At 69.4% G+C, this 19,811-nt stretch carries 12 protein-coding genes; 9 read left to right on the top strand and 3 right to left on the bottom strand.

Annotated features, from left to right (window positions below):
* Nucleotides 1-2,724, bottom strand: a complete 2,724-nt coding sequence (locus ACTIGN_RS00120; protein WP_439620263.1) for a PSD1 and planctomycete cytochrome C domain-containing protein — start codon at nt 2,722-2,724, stop codon at nt 1-3.
* Nucleotides 2,725-3,046: 322 nt separating this feature from the next.
* Between ACTIGN_RS00120 and ACTIGN_RS00115 the strand changes: the two genes are divergently transcribed.
* The 6 genes from ACTIGN_RS00115 (at nt 3,047) to ACTIGN_RS00090 (ending at nt 12,560) form a co-directional block, all read left to right on the top strand.
* Nucleotides 3,047-4,423 (top strand): DUF1501 domain-containing protein, encoded by a 1,377-nt coding sequence (locus tag ACTIGN_RS00115; protein WP_439620261.1) that lies wholly within the window; start codon nt 3,047-3,049, stop codon nt 4,421-4,423.
* Between the two features lie 26 nt (nt 4,424-4,449).
* On the top strand, nt 4,450-6,918 hold the full coding sequence (locus ACTIGN_RS00110) for a DUF1553 domain-containing protein (RefSeq protein WP_439620260.1): 2,469 nt from the start codon (nt 4,450-4,452) through the stop codon (nt 6,916-6,918).
* A gap of 16 nt (nt 6,919-6,934) precedes the next feature.
* On the top strand, nt 6,935-7,249 hold the full coding sequence (locus tag ACTIGN_RS00105) for a hypothetical protein (protein ID WP_439620258.1): 315 nt from the start codon (nt 6,935-6,937) through the stop codon (nt 7,247-7,249).
* Between the two features lie 21 nt (nt 7,250-7,270).
* Entirely contained in the window at nt 7,271-10,168 is a 2,898-nt protein-coding gene (locus ACTIGN_RS00100; RefSeq protein WP_439620256.1) for a hypothetical protein, read from the top strand.
* 646 nt (nt 10,169-10,814) lie between these two features.
* Nucleotides 10,815-11,765, top strand: coding sequence for a TIGR01777 family oxidoreductase (locus tag ACTIGN_RS00095; protein WP_439620254.1), 951 nt, complete (start codon nt 10,815-10,817; stop codon nt 11,763-11,765).
* A 66-nt stretch (nt 11,766-11,831) separates the two neighbouring features.
* Entirely contained in the window at nt 11,832-12,560 is a 729-nt protein-coding gene (locus ACTIGN_RS00090) for a DUF4058 family protein (RefSeq protein WP_439620252.1), read from the top strand.
* A 44-nt stretch (nt 12,561-12,604) separates the two neighbouring features.
* Here the strand turns inward: ACTIGN_RS00090 and acs are convergent, their stop codons facing one another.
* On the bottom strand, nt 12,605-14,557 hold the full coding sequence (acs, locus tag ACTIGN_RS00085; RefSeq protein ID WP_439620250.1) for an acetate--CoA ligase: 1,953 nt from the start codon (nt 14,555-14,557) through the stop codon (nt 12,605-12,607).
* Nucleotides 14,558-14,670: 113 nt separating this feature from the next.
* On the opposite strand from acs, the gene ACTIGN_RS00080 reads away from it, so the two are divergent.
* The 3 genes from ACTIGN_RS00080 (at nt 14,671) to ACTIGN_RS00070 (ending at nt 18,505) form a co-directional block, all read left to right on the top strand.
* Nucleotides 14,671-15,549: a carbon-nitrogen hydrolase gene (locus ACTIGN_RS00080; protein ID WP_439620248.1), complete on the top strand. Its 879-nt coding sequence runs from the start codon at nt 14,671-14,673 to the stop codon at nt 15,547-15,549.
* Nucleotides 15,550-15,870: 321 nt separating this feature from the next.
* Nucleotides 15,871-17,658: an ABC-F family ATP-binding cassette domain-containing protein gene (locus ACTIGN_RS00075; RefSeq protein WP_439620246.1), complete on the top strand. Its 1,788-nt coding sequence runs from the start codon at nt 15,871-15,873 to the stop codon at nt 17,656-17,658.
* A 496-nt stretch (nt 17,659-18,154) separates the two neighbouring features.
* Entirely contained in the window at nt 18,155-18,505 is a 351-nt protein-coding gene (locus ACTIGN_RS00070; protein ID WP_439620244.1) for a hypothetical protein, read from the top strand.
* A 70-nt stretch (nt 18,506-18,575) separates the two neighbouring features.
* Here the strand turns inward: ACTIGN_RS00070 and ACTIGN_RS00065 are convergent, their stop codons facing one another.
* Complete coding sequence (locus ACTIGN_RS00065) at nt 18,576-19,811, bottom strand: lysophospholipid acyltransferase family protein (protein WP_439620242.1); 1,236 nt, start codon at nt 19,809-19,811, stop codon at nt 18,576-18,578.

Raw genomic sequence — 19,811 nt, 5'->3', positions numbered from 1 at the left:
TCAGTCGATGAACACGAACTCGTTGCACAGCAGGAGCGTTTGGGCGAGTTGCGGCCACGCGCTGAACGCGGCCTTGGGGTCGTCGTCCGCGGCGAACTCGAGCGCGAGCGCGAGTTCCGCCTTCGTCGGGTTGCGGCTCAGGGCAAGGCGGTACAGCGCGACAGCTTTGTCCTCGGGCGTCTTGGCGGCCGCGACCTCGGGCCGCGCCGCGAGGTTCCGCGCCTGCTCCGCCACGAACGGACTGTTCATCAGGAACAGCGCCTGTTGCGGGGCGGTCGTCTGGAACCGCTGCGGGCTGTGCGTGTCGGGGCTCGCGACGTCGAACGCCCGCATCGTACCGGGGAAGTTCGTGCGGTCGATCATGCCGTAGATGCTGCGGCGGGTCGTGAACGGGGCCTTGAACAGGTCGACCGGCCGGCCCTCGAGCGCGAGGTCGATCTTGCCCGAGGCCGCGAGCAGGCTGTCTCGCATCGCCTCGAAGTCGAGCCGGCGGGGGTTCTGGTGCGACAGCAGCTTGTTCTCGGTGTCGAGCCTGAACGCCTCGGCGCTCGTGACCGACGAGCGCTGGTAGGCGGCCGAGGTCATCATCAGCTTGTGGAGCTTCTTCAGCGACCACCCGTCCTTCACGAACTGCGTCGCGAGCCAGTCGAGGAGTTCCGGGTGGCTCGGCGGGTCGGACCGGACGCCGAAGTCGCTCGGGGTCCTCACGAACCCGTGGCCGAAGTGCCCGGCCCAGACGCGGTTCACGAGGACGCGGGCCGTCAGCGGGTTCTCGGGGCTCGCGATCGCCCGTGCGAGTTCGAGTCGGCCGCTACCGTCGGTGAACGGCTTGCGGCCCGGGCTCGTGATCGCCGGCGCCTGGAGCGGCACGCTCGGCCCGCGGTTCCCGGGGTTGCCCCGCAGGAACACGTAGGACTGGAACGGGCTCGACTTGTCGGCCAGGACGTGCGCCCGCGGCGGGGCGAACGGGTTGGTCGCCTTGAACGAGTCGGTCTTCTTCTGGATCGCGGTGAGCGCGTCGCGGTCGGCGCGGTTCTGGATCTTGTCGAAGTCGGTGATTGCGATGTCGAGCGGGCCGCCGGCCCCCCACGCCTTGAAGACCTCGGCCTGGTCCTTCGACGGCTCGCCCTCGGGCGGCTTCGCCGTGAGTACCGCGACGACCGCTTCCGCTGCGGCCTTGAACGTCGGCGGCTTCGCGTCGATCAGCCCCTTCAGCACGAGCGGGTTCACCGGCGTCTTGGGGTCCTTCGCGAGCGCGGCGACCACCTCGACCGCCGTCTCCGCGAACACCTTGTCGGACACGTCCGCGAGCGCCGCAAGCGGTCCGTAGACCGGCGACCACGCCTTGAACTGCGGGGCGAGGAACGCCTTCCACCGGTTGAACACGAACGGGAGCAGGTCGCGCTCGCGGATCGCGTTGCCGATCTGCGCGTCCGGCGTCTTCCGCAGCTCGATCACCGCCCGCAGGTAGTCGGCCACCGCCGCCGGGTCGCGGAGCTTCTTCAGCGTCGCCGCGTACCGCTTCTGCAACTCGGCCTTGTACTCCCCTTCCCGCTTCGCGACCTCCGCCTCGAACGCGACGACCTCGGGCGTCCGCTTCACTTCGCCGATGAGCGGCAGGTCCTTCGGCTCACTCGTGCTCGCGAAGATGCCGTACAGCGAGTAGTAGTCGGTCGCGGGGATCGGGTCGAACTTGTGGTCGTGGCACCGGGCGCACCCGACCGACAGGCCCATGAGCCCGCGGGTGACGACGTCGATGCGGTCGTCGATGATGTCGTGGGTGTTGCCGAGGAACCGCCGGCCGAGGGTGAGGAACCCGAGCGCCGCGAGCGGCCGCTTGTCGTCGCCGAGGTTCAGCCGGTCGGCCGCGAGCTGCTCGGTGACGAACTGGTCGTAGGGCTTGTCCTCATTCAGTGAGCGGACGACGTAGTCGCGGTACGTGTACGCGAACGGGTAGTTGCGGTCCTCGTTGAAGACGTACCCCTTGGTGTCGGCGTACCGGGCGAGGTCGAGCCAGTACCGGCCCCAGCGCTGGCCGTACTGCGGCGACGCGAGCAGGTGGTCGATCACCTTCTCCCACGCCCTCGGGTCGGCGTCCCTCTCGAACGCCTCGACCTCGGCGGCCGTCGGCGGCAGGCCGATCAGGTCGAGGTACGCGCGGCGGACGAGCGTGCGGCGGTCGGCGAGCGGGGCCGGCGCGAGCTTCGCCTCGGTGAGCTTCGCGAGCACGAAGGCGTCGATCGGGGTTGCGGCGCCCGCGACCTGCGGCACCGGCAGGTTCTTGATCGGCTTGAACGCCCAGTGCGACTTCGGGTCGGCCGCGGCCGACCCCGCCGCCGCGTCCTCGGGGGCCACCGCCCCGCCCTTCACCCACTCCGCCAAGACGGCGATCGCCTCAGCGGGGAGCTGCTTCTTGGGCGGCATCTTGAAGTCGTTCTCGTACCGAACGGACTTCAGCAGCCGGCTCTTGACCGGGTCGCCGGGGACGATGACCGCTCCGTCGTCCGCACCGGCCTTGAGCCCGGCCGCGGTGTCGAGGCGCAGCCCGCCGTTCTGCTTCTTCGGGCCGTGGCACGAGTAGCAGTTGTCGGCCAGGACCGGCCGCACCTTCTTCTCGAAGAACTCGACCTGTTCGGGGGTCGCCTTGGCGGGCGGTTCGGCGGCACCGGCGGCGGCGGGCGCGGCGGCGGTTGCGAGAGCGAGGAGCAGCGACCAGTGGGTCATCAGAACGCCTCGGAGGCACCGGCGGGGTGGGTCGAACAGGCGGGCGGGAGTGCGCTCAATTCTATCCCACAGACCGCCCGTGAGAACCATCCATCCCCGCCCACACGGAAGTTTCCGCATCCACTCCCACAACCGTGGATTGTCACGAAGTGCCGCTATCGCAGACACGGCGTGACGTCGCGCCGGGCCGCCGTGCGGCATTGCTACAATTATTCGCGGCCATTTGACAAGACTTCGGCCCGGCCGCGAGCGATAATTTACACTCAACATCGTCCTCGAAACCCGTTCGCCTCCGTCGATTCTCCCTCCCGGGGTTCCGCGAATGATCAGGCTCGACGCCGACCGCCCCGTCACGTTCTGCGACGGCCACACCCGCCGCGACTTCCTCCACGCCGGTGCGATCGCGCCGCTGGGGCTCACGCTCGCCGGCCTGAACCGCGCCAGGGCCGCGGCCGGGGAGAAGGCCAAGGACGACGACGTGAACTGCATCATGCTGTTCCTCGTCGGCGGGCCGAGCCAGCTCGACACGTTCGACCCGAAGCCGAACGCCCCCGCCGAGGTCCGCGGGCCGTTCACCGCGACAAAGACGAACGTCGTCGGCACGCAGCTCAGCGAGATCTTTCCGAGGACCGCGAAGCACGCCGACAAGTTCTCGATCGTGCGGTCCATGTACCACACGGCCACGGCGGTCCACGACACCGGCCACCAGATGATGCAGACCGGCCGCCTGTTCGCCGGCGGCATCGAGTACCCGCACGTCGGGTGCGCCCTCGGCTACCTCAAGGGCGGCCGCGGCGAGGTGCCGGCGCACGTCCTCGTGCCCAAGCCCATCGGCCGCACCGGTGGGAACCTGCCGCACGGCCACGCGGCCGGCTACCTCGGCAAGACGCACGACCCGTTCATCCTGAACGCCGACCCGAACGCGCCGGGGTTCAAGGTGCCGGACCTGCTCCCGCCCGAGTACATCTCCGGCATCCGGGCCGAGCGGCGGCAGAAGTTCCGCGACGCCGTGGACGGCGCGACCGCCGCGTTCGAGAACAACGGCGCGGCCAGGCAACTCGACGAGAACTTCTCGCTCGCCTACAAGCTCATGTCGTCGGCCAAGGCCCGCGAGGCGTTCGCGCTCGAGAAGGAGTCGGAGAAGACCCGCGACCGCTACGGCCGCACCCGGTTCGGCCAGTCGTGCCTGATGGCCCGGCGGTTGATCGAGGCCGGCGTGCGGTTCGTCACCGTGAACATGTTCGAGACGGTGTTCGACGAGGTCACCTGGGACATCCACGGCTCCCGGCCGTTCACCGACGTGCAGCAGATGGCGAAGGAGGTGGTGCCGAACTTCGACGCCGCGTACACCGCCCTGCTCGAGGACCTGAGCGACCGCGGGCTGCTGTCGAACACGATGGTGGTGGCGTGCGGGGAGTTCGGCCGAACGCCGAAGGTGAACCCGGCCGGCGGCCGCGACCACCACCCGCACGTGTGGTCGATCCTGATGGGCGGCGGCCCGCTCCAGGGCGGCCGGATCATCGGCGAGTCGGACGAACTCGGGTACGCGCCGAAGTCGCGGCCGGTGACCCCCGCGGAGGTCGCCGCGACGCTCTACAAGGGGCTCGGCCTCGACCCGCACAAGGAACTCCCCGGCCCGCAGAACCGCCCGATCCCGCTCGTCGATTACAACGTGAAGCCGATCAACGAGCTGTTCTGAGACACCACCCGCCGGACACCTGTGACATGCGACTGATCCTCTCCACACTCACGCTCGCGATCGCACTCCCGGCGTCGGCCGGCGAGCTGCGCGTGTACCCGCCGGCGGTCGCTCTCTCGGGGCCGAACCGCACACAGCAACTCCTCGTCGTCGAGGAAGAGGGCGGCCGCGTCGTCCGCGACCTCACGGCGACCGCAAATTTCGCGGCGGCGGCAGACACTGTCGCGAAGGTCAGCGCCGCGGGCGTCGTCACGGCGGCCGGCAACGGCGAGGCGGTCGTCACCGTGACCGTCGCGGGCCGCACGGCCGCCGCGAAGGTTGCAGTGAGCGGGTTCGAGAAGCCGGCCGAGTGGAGCTTCCGCAACCACGTCCTGCCGGTCCTCACGCGGACCGGGTGCAACTCGGGCGCGTGCCACGGGGCACTCGCCGGCAAGGGCGGGCTCAAGCTCTCGCTCCGCGGGTTCGACCCGGAGTCGGACTGGTTCGTCCTCACCCGCCAGGCGCTCGCCCGCCGCGTCGACCAAACCACCCCCGCCGACAGCCTCTTGTTGAAGAAGGGCGCGCGGCTCGTGCCCCACGGGGGCGGCACCCGCGTCACCGACGGCGACGAGAACTACGCGCTCCTGCTCGAATGGATCACGCAGGGCGCGCGCGGCCCGCGGGACGCCGACGCCCAGCTCGAACGCATCGAGGTCTTCCCGAAGGCCGCGCTGCTGAAGCCGAAGGACACGGCCCGCGTTGTCGCACGGGCGGTGTACTCCGACGGCACCACCGAGGACGTGACCCGCTGGGCCAAGTTCACGTCGAGCGAGGACCTCGTCGCCGGGGTGACCGAGGACGGCGTCATCACCGTGACCGGCACGGGCGAGGCCGCGGTCGTCGTCGCGTTCGGCACCAAGGTCGCGACGCTCACCGTCACCGTCCCCTTCCCCAGTCAGGTTGGGGCCGCCGCGTTCGCGCGGCCCGCCGGGGGTGGGTTCATCGACGAGCTGGTCCTCAAGAAGCTCGAACTCCTGAACCTCCCGCCGTCCGGCCAATGCACCGACACGGAGTTCGTCCGGCGCGCGTACCTCGACACCTGCGGCATCCTGCCCCCGGTCGCGGAGGCGAAGGCGTTCCTCGCGGACACGGACCCGCAGAAGCGCGCGAAGCTCATCGACAAGTTGCTCGACCGCCCCGAGTTCGCCGACTACTGGGCGCACCGCTGGTCCGACCTGCTCCTGGTGTCGAGCCGCAAGCTCCCGCAACCGGCGATGTGGGCGTTCTACCGCAAGGTCCGCCAGTCGGTCGCCGACAACGAGCCGTGGGACAAGTTCGCCCGCGACGTGCTGACCGCGTCCGGCAGCACGCTGGGCAACGGCGGCGGCAACTACTTCGTGCTGCACAAGGACGTGAGCGACCTCGCCGAGGCGACCGCGGTCACGTTCCTCGGCACCGGCATCGGGTGCGCGAAGTGCCACAACCACCCGCTGGAGAAGTGGACCCAGGACGAGTACTGGGCGTTCGCGAACCTGTTCTCCCGCGTCGGGCTGAAGAACGGCGACCGGGCGGGCGAGGTGCTCGTGCAGTCGCGGCTCGACGGCGAGGCGCTGCACCCGCGGCGGGGCGTCGCGGTGCCGCCGGCGCCCCTCGACGGCAAGCCGCTCCCGCTCGACTCCGCGACCGACCGCCGCGCGTACTTCGCCGACTGGCTGACGGCCCCGGGGAACCCGTTCTTCGCCAAGGCGATCGTGAACCGCGTGTGGCGGAACTACATGGGCCGCGGGCTCGTCGAGGCCGAGGACGACCTGCGCGTCTCGAACCCCGCGAGCAACATCGAACTGCTCGACGCGCTCGCCGCCGACTTCGTCAAGAACCGGTTCGACCTGAAGCAACTGATGCGCGGCATTCTGGTGTCGGCCGCGTACCAGCGCTCGTCGCAGCCGCTGCCCGCCAGCGCCGCCGACGACCGGTTCTACTCGCGGTACATCGTCCGCCGGCTCCCGGCCGAGGTGATCCTCGACGCGTACTCCGACCTCACCGGCGTGCCGACCGCGTTCAACCAGGTGAAGTCGGCCGCCGGCGACGCCGCCTCGCCGGTCGCGGCGTACCCAATGGGCACGCGGGCGATGCAGCTCCCGGACTCGCTGCTGCTGTCGCGGTTCCTCGAAGCGTTCGGCCGGGCCGACCGGGTCGCCACCTGCGCGTGCGAGCGCACCGCCGACGCGAGCGTGACCCAGGCGCTCCACCTGAACAACGGCGTGACGCTCAACGACAAGCTCCGCGACAAGCAGTCGGTGGTCGCGAAGTGGACCGAGGCGAAACTGACCGACGGCGAGATCGTGGACCGCGTGTACCTCGCCGCGCTCACGCGCCCGCCGACCGACGCCGAGCGCACGAAGTTCGTCGCGCTCCTCGCGGAAGCCGCGAGGGACGGCCCGCAGGCGCGCCGCGAGGCGATCGAAGATTTCGTCTGGGCCGTGCTCACCGGCCGCGAGTTCTTCTTCAACCACTAACGCCGCGAGTTCGCCCATGACCCCGGACGACGTGCCGCTCCCCGACCCGAACGCGCAGCCGTGGCAGAAGCAACCGCAGCCCGGAACCGACGGGGGCGCGGCGGCCGCGGGCGGCGACGGCGGATCTCTCCTGAACGCGGCCGGCGACGTGGCCGGCGGGGCGCTGGACGTCGCCGGCCGCGCACTCGAACTAGCGGGCGGGGCGATCGAGGCCGCAGGAAGCGTCATCGAAGGGGCCGGCGGGTGCCTTGACGGGTGCGGGAGTTGTTCGCTCGCCGTGCTGATCGGCCTGTTCCTCACCGGCGGGGCCGCACTCGCCGTGTTCAAGTGACCTGAGGCCCGGACTCCCAACATGACCCGACTCCTCTCCGCACTGCTGCTCGCTCTTCCGTGTTCCGCGTCGGCCGCCCCGCCGGCCGTGACGGCGGCGGCGTACCACCCCAACGGGAAGGTCGTCGCGTTCGGCACGCACGGCGAGGTGCGGCTGTTCGACACCGCAAAGGCGGACGCGCTCGGGACCGTCAACGCAACTGGGCGGATCACCGCACTCGCCTTCGACCCGAAGGGGCGGTGGCTCGCGGCCGCGGCCGGGGAGCCGGGGAAGAGCGGCGTGGTGTCGCTGTTCCGGCTTGACGCCGACGGCAGGCCCTCGAAGGCCGCAGCCGTGACCATCCCGGCGAACAAGGACTCGGTCTTCGCACTCGCGTTCACCCCGGACGGCCGCACCCTTGCGACGACCGGCTACGACCGCGTCATTCACGTCTGGGACGTGCCCACCGAGGCGACCGCCCCGAAAGCGCCGCGGCTGACGCTCAAGGACCACAGCGACGCGGTGTACGCCCTCGCGTTCAACCACGACGGCACGCTACTCGCGTCGGGGTCCGCGGACCGCTCGGTGAAGGTGTGGGACGCGGCGACCGGCAAGCGGCTGTACACGCTCGGCGACCCGACCGACTGGGTTTACTGCCTCGCGTGGAGCCCCGACAGGAAGCACCTCGCTGCCGGCGGCGTGGACAAGTCCGTGCGCGTGTGGGCCGCGGACAGGGACGGCGGGAAGCTCGTCGGCTCGGCGTTCGCGCACGAGCGGGCCGTGTGGCGGCTCGCCTACGCACCGGACGGCGCGCGGCTCTACACCGTCGGCGAGGACCGCGTCATCAAGGCGTGGGATGCGACCAAGCTGTCCGAGACGAAGACGGACCCGGCCCAGCCCGAGGCGGTCCTCGATTTCGCGCTGCGGCCCGACGGGGCGCAGTTCGCGCTCGGCCGGTTCGACGGCGTCGCGCTGCTGCTCGACCCGCGGACCGGCAAGCCGACCGCGACGCCGAACCTTGCGGCCGCGGCACCGAGCGCGCCGCCCGCTCCGAAGGACCGGTTCCCGGTCGTGAAGGAGGCCGGCACCACCGACTCGGCCCGCGTCGCGCAGCTCCTGACGCTGCCGGCCACGATCGTCGGGGCGGTCGATCGCGCCGGCGACGCCGACTTCTTCCGCTTCGAGGCGAGGGCCGGCGACCAGATCGGAGTCGAAGCCGTCACCGCCGGCTCGAAGCTCGACCCCGTAGTCGTACTCACCGACGCTGGCGGCGCGGTCCTCGCGGAGGGGGGCAACCTCCTCGGGTACCGCATCCCGAAGGCGGGCACCTACTCGATCGGCGTGCGCGACCGCGACTACCGCGGCGGCGGCGACTTCACCTACCGGCTGAGCGTCGGCGACATCCCGGTTGTGACCGGCGTGTTCCCGCTCGCGGCGCAGCGCGGCCGCACGGTCGAGGTCCACGTCGAGGGGGTGAACCTCGCGGCCGCGTCCGGGTTGCACGTCAAGGTCACGGTGCCGGCCGAGGCTACGGTTGGGTCGCGTGTTCCCGTCCCGCTCCCGGAGATGAAGGGGAAGCCGCTCGGCGCGCCGTCGGTCACGGTCAGCGAGTTCCCGTCGGTCGTCATCGACCCCGCCGCCGGGGCCGACCTCCGCGTGCCCGGCTCGGCCGACGGCATCTTCACGAAGCCCGGCGGGGCGCAATCAGTCCGCTTCGTCGCGAAGAAGGGTGAGCGGCTCGTGGTCGAGGCGCTCGCGCGTCGCGCCGGGTCGCCGGTCGATCCGGTCATTGAGGTCCTCGATTCGTCGGGCAAACCGGTGCAGCGCGCGACGCTCCGGTGCGTGGCCAAGACGTTCGCGACGTTCCGCGATCACGACTCGGCCAACCCCGGCATCCGCCTCGAAACGTGGAACGAGTTGGCCATCGACGACCACCTGCTCGCGGACGGCGAGGTCATGCGCATCGTCGCGCTGCCCAAGAACCCCGACGACGACTGCCAGTTCTACCAGGTGGGCGGCCAGCGGGTCGGTTACCTCGGCACCACGCCGAACCACCACGCCCTCGGCACGCCGATGTACAAGGTCGAGATCCACCCGCCCGGCGCGTCGTTCCCGCCCAACGGCCTGCCGGTGGTGCCGGTCCACTACCGCAACGACGACGGCGGCGCGGGGTTCGGCAAGGACTCGTTCCTCATGTTCGAACCGCCGGCCGACGGCGGGTACCAGGTGCGGGTGACCGACGCGCGCGGCGGGGCCGGCCCGACCCACGCCTTCCGCGTGACGGTGCGGCCGCCGAAGCCCGACTTCGCGGTGGCCTTCACGCCGAACGCCCCGTCGGTCAACGCGGGCGGCGGGCTCCCGATCAACGTCACGCTCACCCGCATGGACGGCTTCGACGGCCCCGTGCGGCTGAAACTCGAAGGCCTCCCCGCGGGGCTCTTGGCCCCCGAGACGTTCATCGAGGCCGGCCACACCACGACGGCGTTCACGCTGTTCGCCGAGGCCGACGCCAAGGTGCCGGCCGAGACGAAGCTCCGCCTCGTCGCCCGCTCCGAGACCGGCGGCCAGGAGGTCGTTCGCGAGTCCGCCGGCGGCGCGCTGAAACTCGTTCCCGTCGGCGACATCGTCACCACGACCCGCGAGACCGAACTCACGCTCAGGCCGGGCCGCGAGGCGAAGTTCGTCGTGGACATCGCACGCCAGGGCAAGTTCGCCGGCCGCGTTCCGGTCGAGGTCCGCGGCCTGCCGCACGGCGTCCGCGTGCTGAACATCGGGCTGAACGGCATCCTCGTGACCGAGCGCGAGACGACCCGCGAGATCGTGCTCTACGCCGAGCCGTGGGTGCAGCCGATGGAGCGGCCGATCGTCGTGTTCGCCCGCCGCGAGGGCACCAACGCCGAACACGCCGCCAAGTCGGTGCAGTTGAAGATCGAGAAGTAGTACGCCCGGCAAGGTTTGAGTTCCACCTCCAGGGCCGTCGAACACCGCGAGGTTGACTTACAAGCGAGGTGATCCACGGTGGACGCGTCAGCTTCCAAACTCTTGTGCTGGGTGACTGACACCGAGCTTCCGTCACCCCCTCAGCCGGTTGCTCTTGAATCCCTCAATCAGGTAAAGCAGGTTCTCAAACAGTACGACTCTCATTCATGCGATCGTGTAGTCGAAATGCGGTTACCCTCAGGCTGGCTGGTCTACCTCGGGCTTGGAGGAGACCTCGCCACCGTCTCCATCTCACCACCACCCGATTCTCCAAAAGGACAGTTGCGGCCTATTTGGCGGGCTTTACCACGAAGCCCGCGCGCCTCCGCCCGACGCGAGTTCGTAGCCTTCGGAATTCCACAGTGGTTTGAGGCAGCTGAACTAATGCCGCCGGAGGAGGCGATTGAGTTGGTGATTGAGTTCATCCAACTCGGTGACCTTCCGAACTCTCACCTTTGGGATGACCCGTCACCAACTCTACCTGGTCGCCCGTCGTATTCCGCTGAACCGCCTGATGACGGCTTCGCGTTCTAAACCGCCAACTTACGATGACCGTTGCGGGTGCCCTGGAATTACGGTTGTACCCTCGACATACGAGGGAACCGCAATGAAGGTTGTCATTCCCGGCGGCTCGGGTCAGGTCGGCACGATCCTGGCTCGCCACTTCCACGCGAACCGCCACGAGGTCGTCGTTCTCAGCCGCACGCCCGCCGCTGTGCCGTGGCGCGTCGCAGCGTGGGACGCGCGAACGCTCGGCCCCTGGGCCGCGGAACTCGACGGGGCCGACGTCGTCATCAACCTCGCCGGCCGCAACGTGAACTGCCGGTACTCGCCCGCGAACCGCCGCGAGATCAAGGCGTCGCGCGGGGTCTCGACGCAGGTGGTCGGCGAGGGGGTTCGCTCCGCTCGGACGCCGCCGCGGGTGTGGCTCCAGGCGAGCACCGCGACCATCTACGCCCACCGCTACGACGCGCCGAACGACGAACGCACCGGCGTGATCGGCGGGAGCGAACGGGACGCCCCGGACACCTGGCGGTTCAGCACCGACGTAGCGACCGCCTGGGAAGCCGCGTTCGATGCCGCCGAGACGCCGCGCACCCGGAAGGTCGCGATCCGGTCGGCGATGACGATGAGCCCGGACCGCGGCGGGGTGTTCGACACGCTGCTGTGGCTCGTGCGCCGCGGTCTCGGCGGCCCCTCCGGCGACGGGCGGCAGTTCGTGTCGTGGGTCCACGACCTCGACTTCATTCGCGCCGTGGAGTGGCTGATCGCGAGTGACCTGAGCGGCCCGGTGAACCTGTCGGCCCCGGAGCCGCTGCCGAACGCCGAGTTCATGCGCGAGCTCCGCCGGGCGTGGGGCACGCGGTTCGGGCTCCCCGCGTCGCGGTGGATGCTCGAACTCGGCGCGTGGGCAATGCGGACCGAGTCGGAACTCGTGCTGAAGAGCCGCCGCGTGGTGCCGACGCGCCTCGTGGAATCGGGCTTCACGTTCCAGTTCCCGACGTGGCCGGCCGCCGCCAGCGACCTGTGCCGCCGCTGGCGCGAACAAGCGAAGTGAGGGGACGATCTCGTTACAGGTGAGTGCGTTCCCGCGCTGTGATACAATCTTCGCGGAGGATGAACGATGCCACTCCGCGACCACTTCCGTTCACCCGTTAACGACACGCACTCGTGGGACGAAGTCCACGGTCAGTGGCCGGGCGAGATCGTCCGGGACCTGACGACCATCCTGCCGGCCGGGTTCCGGGCCGCACCGAAAGTCCACCTCGGTTCCGCCTTCGAGGTGGACGTGGGCGGCTACGACCTCGACTCGCGCGACCCGGACGCCGTTCCCGATCCCCGTGGAAGCCCCGCGACGCTCGCCGCACTGTCCCCGACGCTCACGGTCGAAGCCGAACTGTCCGACCAAGACGAGTACGAGGTCCGCATCTACGACACGGAGCGCGGCCGGCAACTCGTCGCGGCCATCGAGATCGTTAGCCCGGCGAACAAGGACCGGCCGAACACTCGCGAAGTCTTCGTCGGCAAGGTTGCGTCTTTGTTGCAGCAGGGCGTGTGCGTGTCGCTGGTCGATCTGGTGACCGTGCGGCAGGCTAACCTTTACGCCGAGTTGTTGACGTTGCTCGGCCGCAACGACCCGGCGCTGGCCCCGACTCCACCGCACCTGTACGCGGTCACGCTCCGCACCCGTCGGTTGCCCAAACACCGCACGCTGCTCGACGCCTGGTTCTACCCGATGACCCTGGGCCAACCGTTACCGACGCTCCCGATTTGGTTGACCCCGGACCTTCGCGTGATGCTCCCACTCGAATCGAGTTACCAGGAGGCGTGTCGGATCCTCGGGATCGCGTGACGGCGGCGCACGCCGCCGCCACGCAACTCTCATGCTCCCCGCGGTCACTCCTCGTCTTCGCGGAGCTTGGCGAGGACCGTGAAGTCCTCCAGGGTCGTCGCGTCGCCGGTGGATTGGCGGCCGGCGGCCACGTCGCGGAGGAAGCGCCGCATGATCTTCCCGCTCCGCGTCTTCGGGAGCGTGGGCGTGAACTTGATGTCGTCCGGGCGGGCCAGCGCGCCGATGTTCGACACGACGTGCGCCTTCAACTCGGCCTTGAGCGCGTCCGTCGGGTCGTTCCCCTCCTTCAGCGTCACGAAGCAGACGATCCCCTCGCCCTTCAGGTCGTCGGGCTTGCCGACCACCGCCGCCTCGGCGACCTTCGGGTGGTTCACCAGCGCGCTCTCGACCTCCATCGTGCTGAGCCGGTGCCCGCTCACGTTCAGCACGTCGTCCACGCGGCCCATGACCCAGATGTAGCCGTCGCCGTCGACCCGCGCGCCGTCGGCGGTGAAGTACACGCCCGGGTAGTTGCTCCAGTACGTCGCCTTGTACCGGTCGTCGTCGCCGTAGATGGTGCGCATCATGCTCGGCCACGGCCGCTTCACGACGAGGAACCCGCCGGCGTTCGCGGGGACCGGGTTGCCCGACTTGTCCACGACCTCGGCCGCGATGCCGGGGAGCGGCTTCGTCGCGCTGCCCGGCTTGGTGGGAACGGCCCCGGGGAGCGGGGCGATCATGATCGCGCCGGTCTCGGTCTGCCACCACGTGTCGACGATCGGGCACCGGCCGCCGCCGATGACCGTGTGGTACCACATCCACGCCTCGGGGTTGATCGGCTCGCCGACGCTGCCCAGCAGCCGCAGCGACGACAGGTCGTGCCCCTTCGGGTGCTGGTCGCCCCACTTGATGAACGCCCGGATCGCCGTCGGGGCGGTGTAGAACACGGTGACCTTGTACTTCTCGATCACCTCCCAGAACCGGTCCTCCTTCGGCTGGTTCGGCGCGCCCTCGTACATCACGACCGTGCTGCCGTTGCACAGCGGGCCGTACACGATGTAGCTGTGGCCGGTGATCCACCCGACGTCGGCCGTGCACCAGTAAACGTCGTCCTCCTTGATGTCGAACACCCACTTGTGCGTGAGCGCCGTGCCGAGGAGGTAGCCGCCGGTGGTGTGCAGCACGCCCTTCGGCTTCCCGGTGCTGCCGGACGTGTAGAGGATGAACAGTGGGTGCTCGCTGTCGAGCGGCTCGGCCGGGCAGTCGGCGCTCGCGGCCGCCATCAGGTCGTGCCACCACACGTCGCGGCCCGCCTTCATTTCGACGGCGGTGTTGCACCGGTTCAGGACGACGCACTTCTCGACGGTGGGCGACTTCGCCAGCGCCGCGTCCACGTTCGCCTTCAGCGGCACCACCTTGCCGCGCCGCCAGCCGCCGTCGGCGGTGATGACGAGCTTGCTCTGCGCGTCGTTGTTGCGGTCGGCGACGGCGTCGGCCGAGAACCCGCCGAACACGACCGAGTGCATCGCCCCGATGCGGGCGCACGCGAGCATCGCGACCGCGGCCTCGGGCACCATCGGCATGTAGATCGTGACGCGGTCGCCCTTCCCCACGCCGAGCGTCTTGAGGACGTTCGCGAACTTGCACACCTCGCGGTGGAGGTCCTGGTACGTCAGCGTGCGGCTGTCGCCGGGCTCGCCCTCGAACACGATCGCGGCCTTGTTCTTCCGCGGCCCGGCGAGGTGCCGGTCGAGACAGTTGTAGCTCGCGTTGATCTGGCCGCCGACGAACCACTTCGCGTGCGGGGCGTTGCCCCAGTCGAGCACCTGCGACCACTTCTTGAACCAGTGGAGCGACCCGGCCTGCTCGGCCCAGAAGGCGTCGGGGTCGGCCTCCGCCCACGCGGCGAGCCGGTCCCGCTCCTTCGCGTCGACGTGCGCGGCCGCAACGAACGCCGCCGAGGGCGGGAACACGCGGGTTTCCTTCAGCACACTGGTGATGTTGTTGTCGCTCGACATGGCGGAGATCGTGGTCGTTGGGTGAGGTAGGTCGGTGGAATTCACCGCTTGGTATAACATACTGCCGGCGGGGAACCAACGACCATCGACCAACTACCCACGAACGAAGAACCATGTCTGATGCGTTCACCATCGCGGCCGTGCAGATGAAGATCGCCCCGGACCGCGAGGCGAACCTCGCGAACGCCGAGGCCGCGATCGCCGAGGCCGCGAAGCGGGGGGCGCAGGTCGTGTGCCTGCCCGAGCTGTTCACCGGGTACTACTTCTGCCAGCAGGAAGACGTCGCGCTGTTCGACCTCGCCGAGCCGATCCCCGGCCCGAGCGAGGAGCGGCTCGCGGCGGCGGCGAAGAAAAACAGCGTCGTCGTCGTCGGCTCGCTGTTCGAGAAGCGGATGGCCGGCGTGTACCACAACACCGCCACGGTCCACAGCGCGAAGGGCGAGCTGATGGGCATCTACCGCAAGATGCACATCCCGGACGACCCGCTGTTCCTCGAAAAGTTCTACTTCACCCCCGGCGACCTCGGGTTCAAGGTGTTCGCCACCCCGGCGGCGAAGGTCGGCACGCTCGTGTGCTGGGACCAGTGGTACCCCGAGGCCGCCCGGCTCACGGCGCTCCAGGGGGCCGAGGTGATCTTCTACCCGACCGCGATCGGCTGGCACCCGCGGGAGAAGGCCGAGTTCGGCGAGGCGCAGCACTCGGCCTGGGAGACGAGCATGCGGGGCCACGCGATCGCCAACGGCACCTACGTGTGCGGGGTGAACCGCGTCGGCCACGAGGTCATCGTCGGCGAGGGGCTGGAGTTCTGGGGCGGGTCGTTCGTCAGCGACCCGTTCGGCCGCGTGGTCGCCAAGGCGAGCCACGACAAGGAAGAGGTCCTCGTGGTGACGTGCTCGCGCAAGCACATGGAGGACGTGCGGCGGAACTGGCCGTTCTTCCGCGACCGCCGCATCGATGCCTACGCGGGCGTGACGAAGCGCGTCGCGGACTGAGCCGATCGGCCGGGTGACCGTCGTCGTTGCCGTGAGCGTCTCATCCCGAATCGCAGGGATTCGTTTCTTTGTTGGTGGGGCAGGCATTCTTGCCTGCCTCCGGACGCCTTCGGAGGCAGGCAAGAATGCCTGCCCCACCATGAGCAACTGATCCACGCGATCCGGCATCATCCGGCTGACGCGGTCGCCGGCCCCGCGGGTACCCGTCGGGGCCGGTCCCCGCCCCGCCCAATCCCGCCTTCTTCGTACCGACACGAGCCGCCGGGGCCGGGCGGATACAATGACCCCTTACACACGGTTCCCCGAGGGTTCCCCGCACCGATGGCCAGTCTGATCCAGCTCACGCGAGCGTCCAAGCACTACGGCGACCAGGTCCTGCTCGACGGGGCCGAGGCGACCATCAGCGACAACACCAAGGTCGGGTTCATCGGCCGCAACGGGGCCGGCAAGAGCACCACCCTCCGCATCATCCTGGGCGAGGAGGAACTCGACAGCGGCGAGGTCTCGCTCCACCCGAGCCTCCGCGTCGGCTACCTGCGGCAGCACGACCCGTTCCTCCCCGGCGAGACGTCCCTCGAGTTCCTGATGCGGGACAGCGGGCAACCGGACTGGAAGTGCGGCGAGGTCGCCGGCCAGTTCGAAATCAAGGGCTCGTACCTCGACGGCCCCGTCGCCAAGCTGTCCGGCGGGTGGCAGACCCGCCTCAAGCTCGCCGCCCTGCTCCTCCACGAGCCGAACCTGCTGGTCCTCGACGAGCCCACCAACTTCCTCGACCTGCGGACCCAGATCCTCCTCGAGCACTTCCTCCGCGAGTTCCGCGCGGCGTGCCTCATCGTGTCGCACGACCGGACGTTCCTGAACGCCACCTGCACGCACACCCTGTGCCTGTCCCGCGGCAAGCTTACGTCGTTCCCCGGGAAGGTCGACGCGTTCCTCGACTTCCAGAAGGAGAACCGCGAGCGGGAGCAGCGGTCGAACGCCGCCGTGCTTGCCAAGCGGAAGCACCTGGAGGACTTCATCGCCCGGAACAAGGCCCGCGCTTCCACGGCCGGCCTCGCGCAGTCGAAGGCCAAGGCGCTGGAGAAGCTCGAACTCGCCGAGGTGTCCGGCGACGAGCCCGTTCCGACGATCCGCCCGCCCCGGGTCGAGCCCCGCAAGGGGACCGCGCTGCGGTGCCGCGACCTCACGATCGGGTACCCGGACCGGGCCGTGGCGGCCGGCGTGCAACTGGAGATCGAGCACGGGTCGCGGGCCGCGGTCGTCGGCGACAACGGCCAGGGGAAGACGACGTTCCTCCGCACCCTCGTGGACTCGCTCAAGCCGCTCGCCGGCGAGGTCCGGTGGGGCCACGGGTGCAAGGTCGGGGTGTACGCCCAGCACGTCTACACCAGCCTGCCCGAGAAGAAGACGGTCGTGGACCACCTCCGCGACGTGGCCGCGTTCGGCAAGAAGGAGCAGGACATCCTGGAGGTCGCCGGGTCGCTGCTGTTCCGCGGGTCGGACGTCAAGAAGCCGGTCTCGATCCTCTCCGGCGGCGAGCGCGCCCGGCTGTGCCTCGCGGGGCTGCTCCTGAGCGACTCCAACGTGCTGATCCTCGACGAACCCGGGAACCACCTCGACGTGGACACCGTGGACGCGCTCGTGGACGCGCTCCGGGAGTACCAGGGCACGGTCGTCTTCACGAGCCACGACCGGCACTTCACGACCCGCGTCGCGACGTGCATCGTCGAGGTCCGCGAGGGGAAGGTGCTCAACTACACCGGGAAGTACGAGGACTACGTCTACCGGGTCAACAAGGAGATCGAGGCCGGCGAGCGCGAGCAGGCCGCGACCCGGACCCGGCTCCCAGACGAGGTCGCGAAGGCCCGGCCGTCGGCCCGCGGCCCGCAGAGGACCGAGAAGGAACTCCGCAAGGAACTGAAGGCGCTGGAGCGGACCATCGCCCAGCTCGACGAGCAGCGCCGCGGGCTGACCACGGCGCTCGCGAAGACGAACGACCCCTCCGAGGCGGAGCGGCTCCAGAACGAGGTCGACGACCTCACGCTCCAGATCGACCCGGCCGAGGAGCGGTGGGTCGAGTTGAACGCCGAGATCGAGAGCCTGGAGTAAGCGTGATCCCGAATCGCCGGTACCTGGGACCTCTTCCGTATCCGGTCACTGTGACGCCGGGCCGGTGGGACTCGCACCGGCCCGGCGTCACAGTGACCGGCTCCTTCGCTTCGCGACGCGGCCACATACCTCCCGTGTCGAAACCCTGAGCGTGGTCCGCGAATGGTTCCGGACTTTCGGCGCGCCGCGTGCATACCTTTCCCCCGGGTAGCATGGCCGCTCACTCGACGTAAATGCCAACAGGTACGCGAGTCGCGTCATTGCACCCCTGCGGCACGGGAAACACTCACGTTTGTCATTCCGGACAAGTGTGTTGATTCCGGTGTTCAGGATGGTTCCGGAAGTGGGGTGTGCCACCGGGCCGGAACAAAGTGTAACGGCTTGAGGATTCTCGCAAGAGTGACCGCCGCGGCCGGTACATCCAGGAGTAAGGGGCGCAACTTACCGCCCCGGCCGCGTTCGAGAGTATCGAGACGCGGCAACAAGGAGATTCACCATGAAACGCATCGTGATGGCGGCGGCGGTTGTTTTGGGGTTGGGGTTCGTTTCCGCGGAAAAGGCCGACGCTCAGATCGTGTACGGCTACCGCGCCCCGGGCTACGGCGGCATTTACTCGGGCGGCACGGCCTACGCCCCAGGTGCGGTCCAGAGTTACAACAGCTTCTACTCGCCGTACACCGGCACGGTACAGCGGCAGGCGTACTACAGCAACATGTTCGGTCAGACGTACACCCGCGGGTACGGCTACAACCCCTGGAACGGCCAGGGGTACAACTACCAGTACTACCAGCCGAACTGGTTCACCCCGGCGTTTGGCGGCTACAACTACGGGTTCCGCCGGTGGTGATCGCGCCGAAATTGGACTGACAAAGACTGCGGGCCGCGGGGTAACTCCCGCGGCCCGCTCGCGTTCGGCGTCACGAGAGCGCCTCGGCCTCGTCTGGCCTGGTGTCATCGCCCTTTGCTGTCACTTCGAACCGCGGCAGTTCCGGGAGCCCGAGATACGCCCGTGCCGCGATGGTCCGGTTCATCAGGTAGATGCGGGTCTTGAGGTGCTCGGTCAGCACATCATGTGGGATCGTCTCGGCCTCCGACACACCAACGAGGATCGGCCGGCGAACGTCCCGCGGCTTGTTCTTCGTCGGCTTCCCGTTGAAGTACGACATGTAACTCCCCCACCCGCCCTCGATCCAGCAGGCGAACACCGGGGTGTTCGGGCGGGCCTTCAGAATCTGCCACACCCCCTGCCCGTACCGCCGCAGCGGTTGCTCCTCGGTACGCCGCAAGTACCCCTCGGGGAAGATGACCACGCACTCGCCGCGGTCCAGGGCGGCGATGGCGTCCTGGAGTTCCGTGGCGTCCCGCTTGATGGCCTTCTCCGGCACGCGGATGACCCCGAACGCCACCATGATGCGCCGTAACCCGGGGAGATCGTAAAACGCGGCCGTCATCATGGGCGTGATCGGCCGCGGGATCACCTTGCCGAGGAACCCGGGGTCCATCCAGCAGGCGTGGTTGGCGATCACGAGGCACGGGCCGGTCTGCGGGAAGTTGGCCAGGCCAGGGCCGCGGCCGCGGATCGCGTAGGCGAGCCAGACGAGGGGTTCCAGCGACAACTCGAACCACGGGCGGAACAGCCGCGTCGCGGTCCACGCCACGAGGACCATCGCGACGGCCATCAGGTAGTACCCGGCCGGGTCGAACGGGCGCCCGCGGGACACGAACAGCCACGCGACCCCGCCGCCCAGCACCGCGGCGAAAAGGATCGCCGTCGTTTCCTCGCCCGGTTGCGGTCCGCGGCGGCCCCGGGCCAGCGCCCCGACGATCACGCCGAGCGGCAACCCGTGTGCCCACCCCGGCCATTCCCCGTGAACGACCGCCACGCACCAAACGACCGCGACGAGCCACACCGGCGCGAAGTAGGTAGCGAAGCCCAGTGCGCGGTACCGGGACCAGTACAGCATCGGGAGCAGCGCCCCCGCGGCGAGCCAGCCCACGAACGAGGTCACGGCGACCTTCCGCTCGTCCGTGGTCGGCGTGTCCGCGACGAGGAGTGCGACCGACGGGAGCGCGGCGCACACGAGCGCGGCCGCGGTCAGACCCGCCAATCGCTCCCGGCGGAGTTGCGGTGATTCGGTTTCCGGATTCGGCAT

It is taken from the genome of Gemmata sp. (genome assembly GCF_051859125.1).
Lineage (GTDB): Bacteria > Planctomycetota > Planctomycetia > Gemmatales > Gemmataceae > Gemmata.
This window is presented reverse-complemented; position numbering and strand designations above follow the sequence as displayed.

Bases quoted from the DNA above. Each gene is read 5' to 3' on its own strand.
- ACTIGN_RS00120 (WP_439620263.1), bottom strand. From the start codon at position 2,724: ATGACCCACTGGTCGCTGCTCCTCGCTCTCGCAACCGCCGCCGCGCCC.
- ACTIGN_RS00075 (WP_439620246.1), top strand. From the start codon at position 15,871: ATGGCCAGTCTGATCCAGCTCACGCGAGCGTCCAAGCACTACGGCGAC.
- ACTIGN_RS00065 (WP_439620242.1), bottom strand. From the start codon at position 19,811: ATGCCGAATCCGGAAACCGAATCACCGCAACTCCGCCGGGAGCGATTG.
- ACTIGN_RS00105 (WP_439620258.1), top strand. From the start codon at position 6,935: ATGACCCCGGACGACGTGCCGCTCCCCGACCCGAACGCGCAGCCGTGG.
- ACTIGN_RS00095 (WP_439620254.1), top strand. From the start codon at position 10,815: ATGAAGGTTGTCATTCCCGGCGGCTCGGGTCAGGTCGGCACGATCCTG.
- acs (WP_439620250.1), bottom strand. From the start codon at position 14,557: ATGTCGAGCGACAACAACATCACCAGTGTGCTGAAGGAAACCCGCGTG.
- ACTIGN_RS00070 (WP_439620244.1), top strand. From the start codon at position 18,155: ATGAAACGCATCGTGATGGCGGCGGCGGTTGTTTTGGGGTTGGGGTTC.
- ACTIGN_RS00110 (WP_439620260.1), top strand. From the start codon at position 4,450: ATGCGACTGATCCTCTCCACACTCACGCTCGCGATCGCACTCCCGGCG.
- ACTIGN_RS00090 (WP_439620252.1), top strand. From the start codon at position 11,832: ATGCCACTCCGCGACCACTTCCGTTCACCCGTTAACGACACGCACTCG.
- ACTIGN_RS00100 (WP_439620256.1), top strand. From the start codon at position 7,271: ATGACCCGACTCCTCTCCGCACTGCTGCTCGCTCTTCCGTGTTCCGCG.
- ACTIGN_RS00115 (WP_439620261.1), top strand. From the start codon at position 3,047: ATGATCAGGCTCGACGCCGACCGCCCCGTCACGTTCTGCGACGGCCAC.
- ACTIGN_RS00080 (WP_439620248.1), top strand. From the start codon at position 14,671: ATGTCTGATGCGTTCACCATCGCGGCCGTGCAGATGAAGATCGCCCCG.